The sequence below is a fragment of the Streptomyces sp. NBC_01003 genome (assembly GCF_045162695.1).
Lineage (GTDB): Bacteria > Actinomycetota > Actinomycetes > Streptomycetales > Streptomycetaceae > Streptomyces.
Genome location: NZ_CP108707.1, coordinates 7,801,938 through 7,820,706, shown reverse-complemented (window position 1 = coordinate 7,820,706; position 18,769 = coordinate 7,801,938). Strand labels below are relative to the sequence as shown.

At 69.8% G+C, this 18,769-nt stretch carries 15 protein-coding genes; all 15 read right to left on the bottom strand.

Annotated features, from left to right (window positions below; all coding sequences use genetic code 11):
• The gene (locus OG698_RS35635) at positions 1 to 1,227 is read right to left on the bottom strand and encodes an ROK family protein (RefSeq protein ID WP_406107944.1); all 1,227 of its coding nucleotides are present in this window, start codon (positions 1,225 to 1,227) and stop codon (positions 1 to 3) included.
• A complete protein-coding gene (locus OG698_RS35630) occupies positions 1,224 to 2,210 on the bottom strand; it encodes an ABC transporter ATP-binding protein (RefSeq protein ID WP_406107942.1) in 987 nt (328 codons plus the stop codon). The genes OG698_RS35635 and OG698_RS35630 overlap by 4 nt, the downstream gene beginning before the upstream one ends.
• A complete protein-coding gene (locus tag OG698_RS35625; RefSeq protein ID WP_406107941.1) occupies positions 2,207 to 3,178 on the bottom strand; it encodes an ABC transporter ATP-binding protein in 972 nt (323 codons plus the stop codon). Before OG698_RS35625 ends, OG698_RS35630 begins: the two co-directional genes overlap by 4 nt.
• The gene (locus OG698_RS35620; RefSeq protein ID WP_406107939.1) at positions 3,171 to 4,094 is read right to left on the bottom strand and encodes an ABC transporter permease; all 924 of its coding nucleotides are present in this window, start codon (positions 4,092 to 4,094) and stop codon (positions 3,171 to 3,173) included. Before OG698_RS35620 ends, OG698_RS35625 begins: the two co-directional genes overlap by 8 nt.
• Positions 4,095 to 4,101: 7 nt before the next feature.
• On the bottom strand, positions 4,102 to 5,091 hold the full coding sequence (locus OG698_RS35615) for an ABC transporter permease (RefSeq protein ID WP_406107937.1): 990 nt from the start codon (positions 5,089 to 5,091) through the stop codon (positions 4,102 to 4,104).
• 10 nt (positions 5,092 to 5,101) lie between these two features.
• The gene (locus OG698_RS35610) at positions 5,102 to 6,796 is read right to left on the bottom strand and encodes an ABC transporter substrate-binding protein (protein WP_406107935.1); all 1,695 of its coding nucleotides are present in this window, start codon (positions 6,794 to 6,796) and stop codon (positions 5,102 to 5,104) included.
• Positions 6,797 to 6,827: 31 nt separating this feature from the next.
• Positions 6,828 to 7,694 (bottom strand): ROK family protein, encoded by an 867-nt coding sequence (locus OG698_RS35605; RefSeq protein WP_406107933.1) that lies wholly within the window; start codon positions 7,692 to 7,694, stop codon positions 6,828 to 6,830.
• Between the two features lie 228 nt (positions 7,695 to 7,922).
• Positions 7,923 to 9,614 (bottom strand): carbohydrate binding domain-containing protein, encoded by a 1,692-nt coding sequence (locus OG698_RS35600; protein WP_406107931.1) that lies wholly within the window; start codon positions 9,612 to 9,614, stop codon positions 7,923 to 7,925.
• Between the two features lie 112 nt (positions 9,615 to 9,726).
• The gene (locus tag OG698_RS35595) at positions 9,727 to 10,326 is read right to left on the bottom strand and encodes a histidine phosphatase family protein (protein ID WP_116503018.1); all 600 of its coding nucleotides are present in this window, start codon (positions 10,324 to 10,326) and stop codon (positions 9,727 to 9,729) included.
• 20 nt (positions 10,327 to 10,346) lie between these two features.
• A complete protein-coding gene (gene gnd, locus OG698_RS35590; RefSeq protein ID WP_405485245.1) occupies positions 10,347 to 11,222 on the bottom strand; it encodes a phosphogluconate dehydrogenase (NAD(+)-dependent, decarboxylating) in 876 nt (291 codons plus the stop codon).
• Positions 11,223 to 11,239: 17 nt separating this feature from the next.
• Positions 11,240 to 12,886, bottom strand: coding sequence for a glucose-6-phosphate isomerase (gene pgi, locus OG698_RS35585; RefSeq protein WP_406107930.1), 1,647 nt, complete (start codon positions 12,884 to 12,886; stop codon positions 11,240 to 11,242).
• Positions 12,879 to 13,814, bottom strand: a complete 936-nt coding sequence (opcA, locus tag OG698_RS35580; RefSeq protein WP_406107928.1) for a glucose-6-phosphate dehydrogenase assembly protein OpcA — start codon at positions 13,812 to 13,814, stop codon at positions 12,879 to 12,881. The genes pgi and opcA overlap by 8 nt, the downstream gene beginning before the upstream one ends.
• On the bottom strand, positions 13,811 to 15,343 hold the full coding sequence (zwf, locus tag OG698_RS35575; protein WP_406107927.1) for a glucose-6-phosphate dehydrogenase: 1,533 nt from the start codon (positions 15,341 to 15,343) through the stop codon (positions 13,811 to 13,813). The genes opcA and zwf overlap by 4 nt, the downstream gene beginning before the upstream one ends.
• Positions 15,340 to 16,476, bottom strand: coding sequence for a transaldolase (tal, locus tag OG698_RS35570; protein WP_406107925.1), 1,137 nt, complete (start codon positions 16,474 to 16,476; stop codon positions 15,340 to 15,342). Before tal ends, zwf begins: the two co-directional genes overlap by 4 nt.
• A 38-nt stretch (positions 16,477 to 16,514) precedes the next feature.
• Positions 16,515 to 18,599: a transketolase gene (tkt, locus tag OG698_RS35565; protein WP_406107923.1), complete on the bottom strand. Its 2,085-nt coding sequence runs from the start codon at positions 18,597 to 18,599 to the stop codon at positions 16,515 to 16,517.
• Positions 18,600 to 18,769: the final 170 nt, after the last annotated feature.

Here is an 18,769-nt window from a genome sequence, read left to right as displayed (position 1 = left end):
CTAAGACCCCAGTTCACCTGGGGTCTTTTGCGTTTCCGGAACTCTCGCAGGCCCTCTCCCCGTCAGGCGCTCGAAGAGCAGCGGCCTGGCCGCGCGCAGGGCCGTGGTGGTCGCTCCGAGAAGCACCGCGTCCGCTCCTGTCCTGCTGGGTTCGACGCGGGGGCGCAGCGGGGTGAGGCGGTGCAGGGTCTCGCCGACCGTGGCGAGCAGGAGGTCCGCGCCCCGGCCGACGCCGCCGCCGAGGACCACCAGATCGGGGTCGAGGACGGCGGTCACGGAGGCGACGGCGAGGGCGAGGCGCTCGCCTTCCTGGCGTACGGCGGCGAGGGCGGCGGTGTCGCCGGTACGGGCGGCGTCGAAGACGCGCTTGGCGGTGAGCGGGCCGGTCATGCCCAGGGTGCGGGCGGCGCGGACGACGGCGTCGGCGGAGACCGCGTCCTCCAGCATGCCGCGCCGGGGTGCCGCCCCCGACGCCGGTACGCCGTCCAGCGGCAGGAAGCCGATCTCGCCCGCGGCGCCGTGTGCGCCGAGGAACAGTTCGCCGTCGGCGACGACGCCCATGCCGAGGCCGGTGCCGATCAGGACGTAGACGAAGAGGTGGCTGTCGGCGCCCGCGCCGAAGGTGTATTCGCCGAGCGCGGCGAGGTTGGCGTCGTTGTGGACGGAGAGCGGGGTGCCGAGGCGGTCGCGCATGCGCTCGATGAGGCCGGGGCGGCCCCAGCCGGGCAGGTTGACGGCGTAGCGGACCCGGCCGGTGTGGCGGTCGAAGACTCCGGGGGTGCCCACGGCGGTGTGCACGATGTCGGCCTGGCTCAGCCCGGCGTCCTCGAGGGCCTGTTCGGCGCAGGTGACGGCGGCGTCGGCGACCGCTCCCGCGCTGCGGCCGCGGTTGCGTACCTCCGTACGGGAGACGATCGCGCCCGTCAGGTCGGCCACCGCCGTGCGCAGGCGGGCGCGGCCGATGTCGATGCCGAGGACGTGTCCGGCGCGCGGGTCGGGTTCGTAGAGGACGGCGACGCGTCCCCGGCTCTGGGCGTGGGTGCCGGCCTCGCGGACCAGGCCGGCGCGTTCCAGGGCGGCGAGGGCGGAGGAGACGGTGGGCTTGGACAGGCCGCTGTCGCGGGCGAGTTGGGCGCGGGAGGCGGGGCCTTCGAGGCGCAGGCGTTCGAGGAGCAGCCATTCGTTGTTGCTGCGCAGGCGCAGGCGGTTCCAGGGGGGTGTGGTCACTGGGCGCCCTCGGGCGGGGCCGTGACGTGGCAGGCCGCCGTGTGCCCCTCGGCGACCGGCTGCAGGCGCGGGGTGACGTGGTGGCACGCGTCGACGGCGAGCGGGCAGCGGGTGCGGAAGCGACAGCTGGGGGTGGGGTCGATGACGACGGGCGGGTCGGTCCTGGCGGCGGCCGCGTCGACGTCGAGGGGGGCGCGCGGGTCGGGGACGGCGGACAGGAGCAGCTCGGTGTAGGGGTGGCGGGGGTGGGAGAGGACGTCCTCGGTGGGGCCGGTCTCGACGACGTGGCCGCCGTACATGACGGCGATCCGGTCGGAGAGGTAGCGGGCGCCGGCGATGTCGTGGGTGATGTAGAGGATGGAGACGCCCTCGGTCTCGCGCAGGTCGGCCATGACGTTGAGCAGGCCGATGCGGATGGAGACGTCGAGCATGGAGACGGGTTCGTCGGCGAGGATCAGTTTGGGGCGGTGGGCGAGTGCCTGGGCGAAGCCGATGCGCTGGCGCTGGCCGCCGGAGAGTTCGTACGGGAAGCGGGACAGGACGTCGGCGGCGGGGGTGAGGCCGACCGCTTCGACGACGCGCTCGGCCTCTGCCTGGCGCTCGGCGCCGCTCAGTTCGGGGCGGTGCAGCTTGAGACCGCGCAGGATGCCGTGGGAGACGCGGTAGGCGGGGTTGAGGGAGGCGAAGGGGTCCTGGAAGACCATCGGGACGTCGCCGCGGTACGCGAGCTTCGCCTTGCGGCCGCGCTGGGCGGTCAGCGGCTGTCCCTCGTACCGGATTTCGCCGCTGGTGGGCTTGTGGACCTGGGCTACGAGGCGGGCGAGTGTGGACTTGCCGCTGCCGCTCTCGCCGACGAGGGCGACGATCTCGCGTGCGCCGATGGTGAGGTCGACGTCGTCGACGGCGTGCAGGACGCGGCGGGTGAGCCCGGTGCCGACCTTGAAGTGGCGGGTGAGGCCGATCGTTTCGAGCAGAGGGCTCATGAGACGGCCTCCGTGAGGTGCAGCAGGCAGCGGGAGCGGGCCGCGCCGACTTCGTACAGGGCGGGCTCGGTGTCGTGGCACTGCTCGTGGACGAGGGGGCAGCGCGGGTTGAAGCGGCAGCCCGCGGGCGGCGCGGCGAGGTCGGGCGGGCTGCCGGGGATGCCCTTCAGGGGGACGCGGGGGCCGCGGATCGAGGGGAACGCTTCGAGGAGCCCGCGGCTGTAGGGGTGGGAGGGGTGGTCGAAGACGGTGCGGGTGGGGCCCTGCTCGACGACCTGGCCCGCGTACATGACGAGGAGCTGGTCGGAGAAGTGGCTGACGAGGGACATGTCGTGGGTGACGAACACCACGGCGAAGCCGAGGAGTTGCTGGAGTTGCTTGATCTGGACCATGAGAGAGCGCTGGGCGACGACGTCGAGCGCCGAGGTCGGTTCGTCCATGATGACCAGGTCCGGGGTGAGCAGCAGCGCCATGGCGATCATGGCGCGCTGGCGCATGCCGCCGGACAGCTGGTGCGGGTAGCTGTGCAGATGGACCGGGTCGATGCCGACGAGGTCGAGGACCTCGGTGGAGCGGGCGCGGATCTCCTCGTGGGTGTAGGTGCCGTGCGCCGCCATGGCGTCCTTGTACTGGGCGGCGAGGGTGGCCACCGGGTTCAGGGCGTTCATGGCGGACTGCAGGACGACGGAGTAGTCGCGCCAGCGCAGGGCGTTGAGTTCGCGTTCGCCGAGGGTGACGAGGTTCTCGCCGCGGAAGCGGACAGCGCCGCCGGCGATGCGGGCGGGCGGGTTGAGCAGCTGCGCGACGGCGAACATCAGGGTGGACTTGCCGCAGCCGGATTCGCCGACGACGGCAGTGAACTGCCCTTTTTCGACGACGAGTTCGACGTGGTCGACGGCCGTGACCGGGCCGCGCGCGGTGTCGTAGACGACGGTCAGGTCGGTGACACTCAGCAGGGGTTCAGGCACCTTTGCGCCTCCTTCGTACGGGACGCAGGGCCGGGTTGCCGATCTCGTCGAAGGCGTAGTTGACGAGGGCGAACGCGACGCCGAGCAGGGCGACGCAGAGGCCGGGGGCGATGGACCACAGCGGAGTGCCGGTCTGCAGGGCCTGCTGGTTCTGGGCCCAGTAGAGCATCGTGCCCCAGCTCTGCGAGTTCGGGTCGCCGAGGCCGAGGAACTGCAGGCCGGCAGCACTCAGGACCGAATAGAGCGCGGCGCCGAGGAAGTTGGCGACGATCAGGGACGTCATCGTCGGCAGGACTTCGAAGGCGATGATGTACGAGCGTCGCTCGCCGCGCACCCGGGCCGATTCCAGGAAGTCCCGGTTGCGCAACGACAGGGCCTGGGCGCGCAGTTGGTTGGCGCCGTAGGACCAGCCGGTGAGGACGAGGACGGCGAGGATCACGGTGAGCGAGCCCTTGCCGGCGTACTTGGCGAGGATGATCACCAGGGGGAACGCGGGGATGACGAGGACGACGTTCGTCAGCAGGGACAGGAGGTCGTCGGCGATGCCTCCGAGGTACGCGGCGGAGACGCCGATGATCACGGACAGGACGGTGGCGAGCGCGCCGGCCACGACGGCGATGACCAGTGATTCCCGGGTGCCGTGGATGAGTTGGGAGTAGATGTCCTGGCCGAGCGCCGTCGTGCCGAGGAGATGGGCGGTGGACGGGGCGAGGCGCGGGGCGAAGTTCGCCTCGTCGGGGTGGTCGACGGAGGTGAACAGGCCCGGGAACGCGGCGACGACGGTGAAGATCAGCAGGATCACCGCACCGGCCATGGCCTTGCGGTTGCCGCGGACCGCCCTCCACAGGCCGCCTCCCGCCCGGGTGCGGGCGGAGGCCTTCTCGGGAGGTGGGGCGGTGATGGCGGTGGTGGTCATCGGGCGCTCACCCCTTCGCCCTGGCTCGTGGATCGAGCCACACGGTCGCGATGTCCACGGCCAGCAGCGCCACCAGCACCGCGACGGTGAAGAGCATGAACAGGGCCTGCATCAGCGGGTAGTCGACGTTCTGGACGGCGTTGTAGAGGAGGTAGCCGATCCCGGGGTAGTTGAAGACGTACTCGATGAGGATCGCGCCCGAGATGACGAAGCCGAGCGACATGGCGAAGCCGGCCAGGTTGGGCAGGATCGCGTTGCGGGCCGCGTAGCCGTACATGATGCGGCGGGACCCGAGGCCCTTCGCGCGGGCCATCCGGACGTAGTCCTCGGCCAGGGTCGTGATCATGTTGTTGCGCATGGTGAGGATCCAGCCGCCGATCGTGGTGATGAGCAGCGTCGCCGCCGGGAGTACGGCGTGGGAGAGCACGCTCCCGACGAAGCCCGGGGAGAAGCCGGGCACGATCGTGGTGTCGTAGTTGAAGTTGGCGGGGAGCCAGCCGCCGGTGCCCTGCGAGAAGACCAGGATCAGCAGCAGGCCCACCCAGAAGTACGGCAGCGCCGACGTGATCACGAAGATCGGCGGGAGGATCGCGTCGAGGGCGCCGCCGCGGCGCCAGCCCGAGACCGTGCCGATGAGTGTGCCGAGCACGAAGGCGAGGACCGTGGTGATGCCGACGAGGCCGAGGGTCCAGGGCAGGGCGCCGCCGATCAGCTTGGTGACCGGCTCGCCCAGCGTCTGGCCGATGGAACGGCCCCAGTTGCCGGTGAACATGTGGCCCAGATAGTCGAAGTACTGGACCGCCACGTTCTGGTCGGGCTTGAAGCCGAACGACGTCAGCATCTGTTCGAGCGCGTCCCGGGAGACCCGGCCGCGGGTGCGCACGACGAGCGCGTCGACGGGGTCGCCCGGCATGAAGCGCGGGATGAAGAAGTTCAGGGTGAGGGCCGCCCAGAGCGTCAGCAGGAAGAACCCCAGGCGACGCAGTATGAAGCGCACAAGTCACCGCCTACTGGGCCGACTTGGAGTACAGGTGGGTGAGCACCTGGCCCGTGTCGGGGAAGTTGTAGGCCGCGGGCTGGGCGTAGGGGTTGTCCTCGGTGGGCCAGCCGGCGATGTCCTTGGTGTTGTACTGGAACCAGTCGACCGCCTCCACGACGGGGATCACCGGGACGTCGTCGATCATGTACTGGGCGACCTGCTTGACGATCTCGACCTGCTTCGTCTCGTTCGCCGACGCGTAGTCGTTGAGCAGCTGGTCGACCTTCGGGTTCTTGTAGCGCTGATAGTTGCTGGTGGCGTTCTTGCCGAGCGGCGCGGTGTTCGCGGAGTGCAGCATCTGGCGCAGCTCGTAGTACGGGGTCGGGCCGCTGGTCTGCTGGTTGTAGTACGCCAGGTCGTAGTCGCCGGTGTAGAGCTTGCCGACCATGGTCTGCTGCGCGAGGTCCTGGACGGTGAGGTCGATGCCGACGGCCTTCAGGTTCTGCTTGATGACGTTGAGCGAGGCGTCCCAGTCGGTGTAGCCGGTGATCGTGATGATCTTGAGCTTGAGCGGCTTGGACGGGGAATAGCCGAGCTCGCCGAGAAGCTTCTTCGCGCGGGCCGGGTCCGGCTTGTCGAAGCCGGCCTTTTCCACGGCCGCCTTGTCGTAGTACTTGTCGAACGTCGGCGTCACGATGCCCGACTGGTTCGCGGCCGGTTCCTGCCCGCCGACACCGATCTTGGAGACCTTCTCGCGGTCGATGGCGTACGAGATCGCCTGCCGGACCTTGAGATTGCTGGTCATCTTGTGGGACGGGTCGAGGTTCGGGTACATGCCGACGTTGAGGACCGGCGGCGACCAGGTGTGGTTGTCGGCCGACTTGTCCAGGTAGAACTGCTTGATGCCGGGGATGAACTGACTCCCCCACTGCGCCTTGCCGTTGGCGAGGTCGAGGTTGGCGGGGCCGTTGTCGAGGTAGGCCGGGTACTCGACCTTCTGGATGTACGGCTTGCCCGGCTGCCAGTAGTCGGGGTTGGCCGTGTACTGGATGTTGTTCGGCGAGCAGGGGTTGACCTCGAAGGGGCCGGTGCCGACGGGCTTCTTGTCCACCCAGGTGTCGGGGTGGGCGGCGGCCGCGCCGGTGCCGAAGACGTGCTCGGGCACGATGGCGACCTGGTGGGCGAAGGCGTAGAAGTAGGGCTGCGCCGCCTTCTCGAACTTCAGGGTGACCTTGCCGCCGGAGGCGGTGGCCGACTGGAGTCCGGCCGTGGTCCAGAGCGCGTACAGGTCGGTGGACGGGACGCGCTTCATGAGGTTGAAGGTGAACGCGACGTCCTTGGCGGTGAACGGCTTGCCGTCGTTCCACTTCACGCCGGAGCGGACCGTGAAGTCGATCTGCGTCTTGTCGGCGTTCCACTTGTAGCTCTTGGCGAGCATCGGCGTCTCGGCCGCGTCCTTGAGCGTATTGACGTAGATCAGGGGTTCGTAGACGAAGCCGATGGACGTGTTGTAGACGGCCGGGTTGAACGGATTGAAGTTGCAGGTCCAGGTCTGCCCCGCCGTGTTGGCGATGGTGACCGTGCCGCCCTTCTTCTTCGGGCCGCTGCTCTGTGTGGCGTTGTTGCCGTCGGAGTCGCCTTTGTGCTTGGTCTCCGAACAGGCCGTCGCCGTCACGGCGAGCGCGCCGATGACCGCTGCGGCGAGGATGCGCGTGGGCCTCATGTCCTGCCAGTCCCTTCGTGGGCCGGGTGCGTCAGGTTCCGGTGCGCGCGGCCTCGACGGCCAGCGCGAGTGCCCCGAGCAGGGGCGCGTCGTACGGATGCGCTGCGGGTACGAGCTGGGGCGGATAGGGCACGGCCGCGTCCAGGGCGTGGCGCAGCCCGTCGTGCAGCGCCTCCCAGGAGCGGACCATGCCGCCGCCGACGACGATCCGCTCGGGATCGACGGCGATGGCGAGGTTGACGAGGTGGAAGGCCAGCTCGTCGATGAACTCACCGATGTGCCCGGTGAGTTCGGTAGATCCTTGCGCCTGCGCGGCCTGACTGAGGGCCTTGCCGCTGACGACGTCCTCCAGCGGGATCCGGTCTCCGGAGGCCAGGCCGACATCGGCGGGTGCCCGCAGGTTGTAGCCGATCTCGCCGGACGCGCCGTGCCGTCCGGTCAGGACCGTGCCGCCGGCCACGATCGCGACGGCGAGGCCGGTGCCGAGGTTGACGTACAGGCCCGGGTCGCAGTCCTTCAACGCTCCGGCATCGCACTCGTAGCGGGCCGCGGCCTTCACGTCGGTGGCCAGGCGCAGCTCGGACTCCGGGAATTCCAGGGCGAGTTCACGTCCCAGTGCGAGGTCTTCCCAGCCGGGGATGTTCGGGGAGAGGGCGACACCGTCGGCACCGGGGATGCCGATGGTGGACACCCCGACGGCGACGGGTTCGCGACCGTCGAGAAGGATGCGGGCGGCGCCCACGGCCCTTTTGAGGCCTGCCTGTGCGCCGTGCTCCGCCGCGGTCTCGACGGTGAGGTCGTGCAACCGGGTGCCGTGCCGGTCTGCGACGGTCAGGGCCGTCTTGGTACCGCCGAAATCGAGGGCGAGGACGACAGGCGTGGATGGAGGCACGTTCACATGGAGCTCCTCACACGGGAGGGAGGCGCCAGTAAAGTTACGTAACTAAACGAGGTGGCCCGGACTGTACGCTCGATGCGCCTCGCGCGTAAGTCCCCTCGCCCACAACGGAGTTGATGATCTTTCGGAGCCTCCAGAGCTTTCGGAGCTTTCCGGTCTTTCGGAGCTTTCGGGCAACGGCAAGGCCCCCGGAAATCCCGGGGGCCTGCCTGATCGGTGCGCGCGTGGTCAGCCGGTGAAGCCGGCGGTGATCTTCGTGAACTGCCAGTTGTCCTGGCTGATGCCGGAGCAGTTCTCCGCCACTCCCCCGCCCGCGCACGGCCGGTCGCGGTTGACCGACCAGAAGGCGAGGCGTGCGATGTGGTGGCTGTTGGACCAGTCCTTGACCTGGGTCCAGATCGCCGGCGTCGTGGTCTCCGCCTGGTCGCTGATGCCGTTCATGCCGGAGATGCCGATGTGCGCGTACGCCGTCGTGTCGTCCCAGCCGAAGACCGACTTGAGCTTGGTCTTGAGGCCCTCGGCGGCGTTCACGGTGTTGCCGTACATGTCGGAGCCGCCGCCGAAGTCGAACGGCATGATCGTGAAGACGTCGATGTCCGCGTTCAGGGCCTTGGACTGCTCGATGAGCCGGTTGCCGTAGTACGTCGGTCCGGTCGTCGAGGTGCCGAAGGTGAGGATCGTGCGCAGGCCCGGGTTGTTGGCCTTGACGATCTTCAGGGCGCCCAGGATGCGGTCCTGGACGGCTTCGTTCTCGAACTCGTCGGAGTTCTCGATGTCGACGTCGATGGCCTTGAGCCCGTACGCGTCGATGACCTTCTGGTAGGCGCCCGCGAGGGCTTCGGGGGTCGAGCAGTTGGGGCCGAGCTTGTTGCCGCTCCAGCCACCGATGGACGGGACGACATCGCCGCCAGCGGAGCGGATGGCGTTGATCGCGGTCTGGTCCTGGCCGCCGGTGAGGGCGCGCTGACCGTCCCACGCGGGGTTGCAGCCGCCGGAGGAGAGGATGAACGCCATCGTGAACCACTTGACGCCGGTCGCGTTCATGACCGTGGCCGGGCTCGGCGGGTCACCCCAGCCGGTGTAGAAGTACGGGGCCGCCTGCTTGAATCCGGTGCCGCCGCCGGAGCCCTGATCGGTCGTCACGGAGACCGAGTTGGAGGCGGCCGAGGCGTTGCCGGCCGCGTCATGGGCCTTGACCGTGAAGGCGTACGCGGTGCTCGGGGCGAGGCCGCTGACGGTGGCGCTCGTGCCGGAGACCGTCAGGAGCTTGTTACTGCCGCCGCTGTAGATGTCGTAGCCGGTGACTCCGACGTTGTCGCTCGCCCCGGTCCAGGACAGGGAGACGCTCGTCGAGGTCTTGCCGGTGGACTTCAGGGCCGTCGGGGCGGTGGGCGCCTGGGTGTCGCCGCCCCCGCCGCCGGGCCCGTCGAGGCTGATGTCGTCGGCGTAGTAGGTGCCCTGCGCGTACCAGCCCTGGGTGTAGATGGTGGCGCTGGTCTGGGAGGCGCCGGTCGTGAACTGCACCGTGAGTTGACTGTAGGCCGTCGGGGACTGCGTCCAGGTCGAGGCGCCGCCGTCCACGCCGAGGTAGACGTAGTTGCCGCGCACCCAGCCGGAGAGGGTGTACGCGGTGTTCGGCTGGACGGAGACGGTCTGGCTGCACTTCGCGTTGTCACTGGAACTGGCCGCGCCGGACAGGGCTTTGGTGCCGCCGTGGACCGGGCTCGACACGACCGAGCCGAGCCCGCCGGAGCAGGTCCACGGGCTCGTGCTGCCGCTTTCGAAGCCCGCGTTGGACAGCACGTTCGCCGCCTGTGCGGTGGTGGGGAGGGCGACCGCACCGGCCACGGCCAGTGCGGCGGATCCGATGAGGGCGAGGAGGCGGGGCCTTGCGGAGCGTCTCTTGCGTCTGGAGAACACATGAACTCCCGGTGGGGGCAAGGGGATTGGACCGGACACCAGCGGCGCGCGAGGCGCGACCACCAAGCTGGTATGGACCAATCCCCTTGTCAAGACCCCGCGTTCACTCGGCTCACTCGTGTCCGGGCGCCCGCACGTTCCACTCCGCGATCACCGGTCGCCCGTGTTCCGTCGAAAGGCGGCTCACCGTCCCGGTCGCCAGCTGGAACAGCCGGCCGTCCGCCGGGGCGAGGCCCAGGCGGCGGGCCGTGAGCACGCGCAGGACGTGGGCGTGGGCCACGAGGACCACATCGCCCTCGGCGAGCGCGGGTGCCACGCGGGCCAGGACGCGGTCGGCCCGCTCGCCCACGGCTCCCGGGGACTCGCCGGGCCCGCCTTCGGGACCCTGCGGGACGCCCTGGGTCCACAGGTCCCAGTCGGGGCGGGTGCGGTGGATCTCACGGGTGGTGACGCCTTCGTAGGCGCCGTAGTGCCACTCATGGAGATCCGCCTCGGTCCTGGCCCCGCTCAGGCCCGCGAGGTCGGCGGTGCGGACCGCGCGGCCGAGCGGGCTGGTGAGGACGAGGGCGTACGGACGTCCGGCGAGGAGCGGGGCGAGGGACTTGGCCTGTTCCTCGCCGTGCTGAGTGAGGGGCTTGTCCGTCCAGCTGGTGTGCTGTCCGGACAGGCTCCACTCCGTTTCGCCGTGGCGGACCAGCAGGAGGTCGCCCATGGCTGTCGTCTCCTTCTGAATTACTTCTTCTCGACGGCGTGGCCGCCGAACTGATTGCGCAGGGCGGCGATCATCTTCATCTGCGGCGAGTCGTCCTGGCGCGAGGCGAAGCGCGCGAAGAGGGAAGCGGTGATCGCGGGCAGCGGCACCGCGTTGTCGATGGCCGCCTCGACGGTCCAGCGGCCCTCACCGGAGTCGGCGGCGAAGCCGCGCAGCTTCTCCAGGTGCTCGTCGTCGTCCAGCGCGTTGACCGCCAGGTCGAGCAGCCAGGAACGGATGACCGTGCCCTCCTGCCAGGAGCGGAAGACCTCACGCACATCGGTGACGGAGTCGACCTTCTCCAGGAGCTCCCAGCCCTCGGCGTAGGCCTGCATCATGGCGTACTCGATGCCGTTGTGAACCATCTTGGAGAAGTGCCCGGCGCCGACCTTGCCGGCATGGACATAGCCGAAGTCGCCTTCGGGCTTGAGGGCGTCGAAGACCGGCTGGACGCGGGCGATGTGCTCCTTGTCGCCGCCGACCATGAGGGCGTAGCCGTTCTCCAGGCCCCAGACACCGCCCGAGACACCGGCATCGACGAAGCCGATGCCCTTGGTGGCGAGCTCGGCGGCGTGCTTCTCGTCGTCGGTCCAGCGGGAGTTGCCGCCGTCCACGACGATGTCGCCGGGCGAGAGCAGTTCCTTGAGCTCGTCGATCGTGGACTGGGTGGCGGCGCCCGCGGGGACCATCACCCAGACCACGCGCGGGCCTTCGAGCTGCTCGACGAGCTCGGCGAGGCTGCTGACGTCGGCGAGGTCGGGGTTGCGGTCGTATCCGATGACGGTGTGGCCTGCGCGGCGGATGCGCTCGCGCATGTTGCCGCCCATCTTGCCGAGGCCGATGAGTCCGAGCTGTATCGCGGTCATGTCTGTCTTCACTTCTTCCGGAGCGTGCGGTACGTGGCGACGAGCGCCTGGGTGGAGGCATCGAGGCCGGGGACGTCGACGCCCTCGGTGAGGGCGGGTTCGACGCGCTTGGCGAGGACCTTGCCGAGCTCGACGCCCCACTGGTCGAAGGAGTCGATGTTCCAGACGGCGCCCTGGACGAACACCTTGTGCTCGTAGAGGGCGATGAGCTGGCCCAGGACGGAGGGGGTGAGTTCCTTCGCCAGGACGGTGGTCGTGGGGTGGTTTCCCTTGAAGGTGCGGTGGGGCACCTGCGCCTCGGGGACGCCTTCGGCTCGGACCTCGTCGGCGGTCTTGCCGAAGGCGAGGGCCTGGCCCTGCGCGAACAGGTTGGCCATCAACAGGTCGTGCTGGTCGGCCAGTTGAGCCGAGAGCTCGCCGACCGGGCGGGCGAAGCCGATCAGGTCGGCCGGGATGAGCTTCGTGCCCTGGTGGATGAGCTGGTAGTAGGCGTGCTGCCCGTTGGTGCCGGGGGTGCCCCAGACGACGGGGCCCGTCTGCCAGTCCACCGGGCGGCCCTCGCGGTCCACGGACTTGCCGTTGGACTCCATGTCGAGCTGCTGGAGGTACGCGGTGAACTTGGACAGGTAGTGCGAGTACGGCAGGACCGCGTGCGACTGGGCGCCGTGGAAGTTGCCGTACCAGATGCCCAGAAGGCCCATCAGGAGAGGGGCGTTCGCCTCGGCGGGGGCCGTGCGGAAGTGCTCGTCGACGAGGTGGAACCCGTCGAGCATCTCGCGGAACGCGTCCGGGCCGATCGCGATCATCAGCGAGAGGCCGATGGCCGAGTCGTACGAGTAGCGGCCGCCGACCCAGTCCCAGAACTCGAACATGTTGGCCGTGTCGATGCCGAAGTCGGCCACCTTCTCGGCGTTCGTCGACAGGGCGACAAAGTGCTTCGCGACCGCGGAGTCGTCGCCGAGCGCGTCGAGCAGCCAGCTGCGCGCGGAGGTCGCGTTGGTGATCGTCTCGATGGTGGTGAACGTCTTCGAGGCGATGATGAACAGCGTCTCGGCCGGGTCGAGATCCCGCACGGCCTCGTGCAGGTCCGCACCGTCCACGTTCGACACGAATCGGAGCGTCAGGTCCCGGTCCGTGAAGGAGCGGAGCACCTCGTACGCCATCGCGGGACCGAGGTCGGAGCCGCCGATGCCGATGTTCACGACGTTCTTGATCCGCTTGCCGGTGTGGCCCGTCCACTCGCCCGAACGGACCCTGTCCGCGAAGGCGGCCATCTTGTCCAGCACGGCGTGGACCTCGGGGCCGACGTTCTCACCGTCGACCTCGATCACCGCGTCACGCGGGGCCCGCAACGCCGTGTGCAGCACGGCGCGGTCCTCCGTCGTGTTGATCTTCTCGCCGCGGAACATGGCGTCGCGCTGCCCGAACACGTCGGTGGCAACGGCCAGTTCCTGGAGCAGGGCGAGCGTCTCGTCCGTGATCAGGTGCTTGGAGTAGTCGATGTGCAGGTCGCCGACCTGGACCGTGTAGCGCGCGGCGCGGTCCGGGTCGGTGGTGAACAGATCCCGCAGATGGACCTGGCGCTGCTTCGCGCGGTGGTCCGAAAGGGCCGTCCACTGGGGGCGGACCGTGAGGTGCGGGGTGGTGTCAGGCATGTTGAACGCGCTCCTTGGTGCCGTCGCCGCGCAGGGCGACGGCGTACATCTCGTCCGCGTCGAGGCGGCGGAGTTCTTCGGCGATCAGCTCGGAGGTGGTGCGGACCTTGAGGGCCAGGGTGCGCTGCGGCTGGCCGGGCAGGGTGAGCTGCGCGAGGGGGCCCTCGGGACGGTCGATGCGGATCTCGCCGCCGGCCGTGCCGAGGCGGACGGCCGTGACGACCGGGCCCGCGGTGGTGACGCGCTCGACGGGCACTCCGAGGCGGACGCCCAGCCAGCGGGCGAGCAGCTCGGCGCTGGGGTTCTCGGCCTCGCTCTCGACGGCCGCCGAGATGATCTCGGCGCCGGCCTGGTCGAGGGCGGCGGCGAGCATGGAGCGCCACGGCGTGAGGCGGGTCCAGGCGAGGTCGGTGTCGCCGGGGGCGTACGAGGCGGCGCGGGCGGCCAGCGCGGACAGCGGGTCCTCGACGGCGTACGTGTCGGTGATGCGGCGCTGGGCGAGCGCACCCAGGGGGTCCTTGGCGGGAACCTCGGGGGCGTCGACGGGCCACCAGACGACGACGGGGGCGTCCGGGAGCAGCAGCGGCAGGACGACGGAGTCGGCGTGCTGGCCGACCTCGCCGTACAGGCGCAGCAGGACGGTCTCGCCGGTGCCGGCGTCCGCGCCGACCCTGACCTCGGCGTCGAGGCGGTTGCCCTGGCGGTCGCGGGGCGAGCGGGCGTGCCGCTTGATCACGACGAGGGTGCGCGAGGGGTGCTCGCGGGAGGCCTCCTCGGCGGCCTTGATGGAGTCGTAGGCGTTCTCCTCGTCGGTCACGATGACCATCGTGAGGACCATGCCCACGGCCGGGGTGCCAATCGCCCTGCGGCCCTGCACCAAAGCCTTGTTGACCTTGCTTGCCGTCGTGTCGGTGAGGTCGATCTTCATGGCCTGCGCCAGCTCCGTCCGTCTCGTGCGAGCATCTCGTCCGCTTCCTTCGGGCCCCAGCTTCCCGAGGCGTACTGCGCGGGCCGGCCGTGGGTGTCCCAGTGGCCCTCGATCGGGTCGAGGATCTTCCAGGACTCCTCCACCTCCTCCGTGCGGGGGAAGAGGTTGGCGTCGCCGAGCAGGACGTCCAGGATGAGCCGTTCGTACGCCTCCGGGCTGGACTCGGTGAAGGACTCGCCGTAGGCGAAGTCCATCGACACGTCCCGGATCTCCATCGACGTACCCGGCACCTTCGAGCCGAAGCGTACGGTCATGCCCTCGTCGGGCTGGACCCGGATGACCACGGCGTTCTGGCCGAGTTCCTCCGTGGCGGTGGAGTCGAACGGGGAGTGCGGGGCGCGCTGGAAGACGACGGCGATCTCGGTGACGCGGCGGCCGAGGCGCTTGCCGGTGCGCAGGTAGAACGGGACGCCCGCCCAGCGGCGGTTGTCGACCGACAGCTTGATGGCCGCGTAGGTGTCGGTCTTCGACTTGGGGTCGATGCCGTCTTCCTGGAGGTAGCCGGGGACCTTCTCGCCGCCCTGCCAGCCGGGCGCGTACTGGGCGCGGACGGTGTGCTCGCCGAGGTTCTCGGGCAGCCGCACCGACTTGAGGACCTTGAGCTTCTCCGTGAGGAGCGACTCGGCGTCGAAGGAGGCCGGCTCCTCCATGGCGGTCAGCGCCATGAGCTGGAGGAGGTGGTTCTGGATGACGTCGCGGGCGGCGCCGATGCCGTCGTAGTAGCCGGCGCGGCCGCCGATGCCGATGTCCTCGGCCATCGTGATCTGCACGTGGTCGACGTAACTCCGGTTCCAGATGGGTTCATACATCTGGTTGGCGAAGCGGAGGGCCAGGATGTTCTGGACGGTCTCCTTGCCGAGGTAGTGGTCGATGCGGAAGACCTGGTCGGGGGCGAAGACGTCGTGCACGATCGCGTTGAGTTCGCGGGCGCTGGCCAGGTCGTGGCCGAACGGCTTCTCGATGACGGCGCGGCGCCAGGAGCCCTCAGGTCCGTCGGCGAGGCCGTGCTTCTTGAGCTGCTGCACGACCTGCGGGAAGAACTTCGGCGGCACGGAGAGGTAGAAGGCGTAGTTGCCGCTGGTGCCGCGCTTCTCGTCGAGGTCGTCGACGGCCTCGCGCAGCTGCTTGAACGCCGTGTCGTCGTCGAAGTCGCCGGGGATGAAGCGCATGCCCTCGGCGAGCTGCTGCCAGACCTCCTCGCGGAACTCGGTGCGGGAGTGCTCGCGCACCGCGTCGTGGACGACCTGGGCGAAGTCCTGGTCCTCCCAGTCGCGGCGGGCGAAGCCGACGAGCGAGAAGCCCGGCGGCAGCAGTCCGCGGTTGGCGAGGTCGTATACCGCCGGCATCAGCTTCTTGCGGGACAGGTCGCCCGTGACGCCGAAGATGACGAGGCCGGAGGGGCCCGCGATGCGCGGCAGGCGGCGGTCGCGGGGGTCCCTCAGCGGGTTCTGCCAAGCAGTGGTGCTCACTTGGCCTGCGCCTCCTTGTCGGCGAGGCGGCCGGCGACCGTGCCGAGCAGGTCGTTCCACGCCACGTCGAACTTGGCGACGCCCTCGTCCTCCAGCTGCTGCACGACCTCGTCGTAGGAGATGCCGAGCGCGTCGACGGCCTTGAGGTCGGCGCGCGCCTGCTCGTAGCCGCCCGTCACCGTGTCGCCGGTGATCACGCCGTGGTCGGCGGTGGCCTTCAGGGTGGCCTCCGGCATGGTGTTGACCGTGCCCGGGGCGACGAGCTCGTCGACGTACAGGGTGTCCTTGTACGCGGGGTCCTTGACGCCGGTGGAGGCCCACAGCGGGCGCTGCTTGTTGGCGCCGGCGGCCTCCAGCTTGCTCGCCCGCTCGGAGGCGAAGACCTCTTCGTACGCCTCGTACGCGAGACGGGCGTTGGCGAGGGCGGCCCTGCCCTTGAGGGACTCGGCCACGTCGGTGCCGACCTGGTCGAGGCGCTTGTCGATCTCGGCGTCGACGCGCGAGACGAAGAAGGAGGCGACGGAGTGGATGCCCGCCAGGTCGATGCCCGCGGCCTGCGCCTTCTCCAGGCCCGCGAGGTAGGCGTCCATGACGGCCTTGTAGCGGTCGAGGGAGAAGATCAGGGTGACGTTGACGCTGATGCCGAGGCCGATGACCTCGGTGATGGCCGGGAGGCCCGCCTTCGTCGCCGGAATCTTGATCATGACATTCGGGCGGTCGACCAGCCAGGACAGCTGCTTGGCCTCGGCGACGGTGGCCACGGTGTCGTGGGCGAGGCGCGGGTCGACCTCGATGGAGACGCGGCCGTCGCGGCCCTGCGTCGCGTCGTACACGGGGCGCAGGATGTCGGCGGCGGCGCGGACGTCGGCGGTGGTCATCATGCGGACCGCCTCGTCGACGGTGACGCCGCGGGTGGCGAGGTCGGCGAGCTGCTCCTCGTAACCCTCACCGGAGCCGATGGCCGCCTGGAAGATCGAGGGGTTCGTCGTGACGCCCACGACGTGGCTGTTCTCGATCAGTTCGGCGAGGTTGCCGGACTCGATGCGCTTGCGGGACAGGTCGTCCAGCCAGATGGAAACGCCTTCGCCGGCAAGGGACTTGAGGGGCGTGACGGTGGAGTCGGCGTTGCTCATGTTCTTCATCTTCTTTCGGGTGTCCGGGTGCGTACGGGTCAGGCGCGGGCGGCGGTGAGGGACTCGCGCGCCATGGCGGCGATGTTGTCGGCGGTGAAGCCGTACTCGGCGAAGAGCGTGGCGGCGTCGGCGGAGGCGCCGAAGTGCTCCAGGGAGACGATGCGGCCGGCGTCGCCGACGTAGCGGTACCAGGTCAGGCCGATGCCGGCCTCGACGGCGACGCGCGCCTTCACGGACGAGGGCAGGACGCTGTCCTTGTAGTCCTGCGACTGCTCCTCGAACCACTCGACGGACGGCATCGACACGACGCGCGTGCCGATCCCCTCGGCCTCCAGCTGCTCGCGGGCGGCCACGGCGAGGTGCACCTCGGAGCCGGTCGCGATCAGGATGAGGTCGGGCGTCGCGGTGGACGCCTCACGCAGGACGTAACCGCCCTTCGCCGCCTGCTCGTCGAGCTCGTACGTGGGCACGCCCTGGCGGGTCAGCGCGAGGCCGTGCGGGGCGGGCTTCGTGGTGCCGCGGCGCAGGATCTCGCGCCAGGCGACGGCGGTCTCGTTGGCGTCGGCCGGGCGGACGATGTTCAGACCCGGGATGGCGCGCAGGGAGGCGAGGTGCTCGACGGGCTGATGCGTGGGACCGTCCTCGCCCAGGCCGATGGAGTCGTGGGTCCACACGTACGTGACGGGGAGCTGCATCAGCGCGGACAGACGGACGGCGTTGCGCATGTAGTCCGAGAAGACGAGGAAGGTGCCGCCGTAGATGCGGGTGTTGCCGTGCAGCGCGATGCCGTTCATCTCGGCGGCCATCGAGTGCTCGCGGATGCCGAAGTGGATCGTGCGGCCGTACGGGTCGGCCTCCGGCAGCGGGTTGCCCTTCGGCAGGAACGAACTGGCCTTGTCGATCGTCGTGTTGTTCGAGCCCGCGAGGTCGGCCGAGCCGCCCCACAGCTCCGGGATGACCGGGCCGAGCGCCTGGAGAACCTTGCCGGACGCGGCCCGCGTCGCGACCTTCGTGCCCTCGTCGAAGGACGGGAGCGCCTGCTCCCAGCCCTCGGGGAGACGGCCGGCGACGATGCGGTCGAGGAGGGCGGAGCGCTCGGGCTCGGCCGTGCGCCACTCGCCGAGCCGCTTGTCCCACTCGGCGTGCGCGTCGGCGCCGCGGTCGAGGGCTCCGCGAGTGTGGGTGATGACGTCGTCGGCGACCTCGAAGGTCCGCTCCGGGTCGAAGCCGAGGACGCGCTTGGTGGCGGCGATCTCCTCGGCGCCGAGCGCGGAGCCGTGGGACGCCTCGGTGTTCTGCGCGTTCGGGGCGGGCCAGGCGATGATCGTGCGCATCGCGATGATGGACGGGCGGCCGGTGTCGGCCTTCGCCGCGGCCAGGGCCTCGTACAGGGCGTGCACGTCGGTGTCGCCGTCGGCCTTGGGCTCGACGCGCTGGACGTGCCAGCCGTAGGCCTCGTAGCGCTTGAGGACGTCCTCGGAGAACGCGGTGGCGGTGTCGCCCTCGATGGAGATGTGGTTGTCGTCGTAGACGAAGACGAGGTTGCCGAGCTTCTGGTGGCCGGCGAGGGAGGACGCCTCGGCGGAGATGCCCTCCTCCAGGTCGCCGTCGGAGACGATCGCCCAGATGGTGTGGTCGAAGGGGGACTCGCCCTCGGGGGCCTCGGGGTCGAAGAGGCCGCGCTCGTAGCGGGCGGCCATCGCCATGCCGACGGCGTTGGCGACGCCCTGGCCGAGCGGGCCGGTCGTCGTCTCGACCCCGGCGGTGTGGCCGTACTCGGGGTGGCCGGGCGTCTTCGAGCCGTGGGTGCGGAACGCCTTCAGGTCGTCGAGCTCCAGCTCGTAGCCGGAGAGGAAGAGCTGCGTGTAGAGGGTGAGGCTGGTGTGGCCCGGAGAGAGGACGAAGCGGTCGCGGCCGGTCCACTCGGGGTCGGCCGGGTCGTGCCGCATGACCTTCTGGAAGAGGGTGTACGCGGCGGGGGCCAGGCTCATCGCCGTGCCGGGGTGGCCGTTGCCGACCTGCTGCACGGCGTCGGCCGCGAGCAGGCGCGCGGTGTCGACGGCACGCCGGTCGAGGTCACTCCACTCGAAGGGGCCGAGGGCGTCCGGTGTCTGCGTGCTCATCTGTACGACTTCCTTCGCATCCGTATGGCATCCGAGGTACCGAAAGGCACCACCCGACCGGGACTAAAGCCCTGGTCGAGCTACCTAAGAATCTAAAGGTCATACTTTTGGCGCGGCAGGTGCCCCCGTGCCAGCGTTCGGTGAAAATGGGACACGTACCAGAGTCCGAG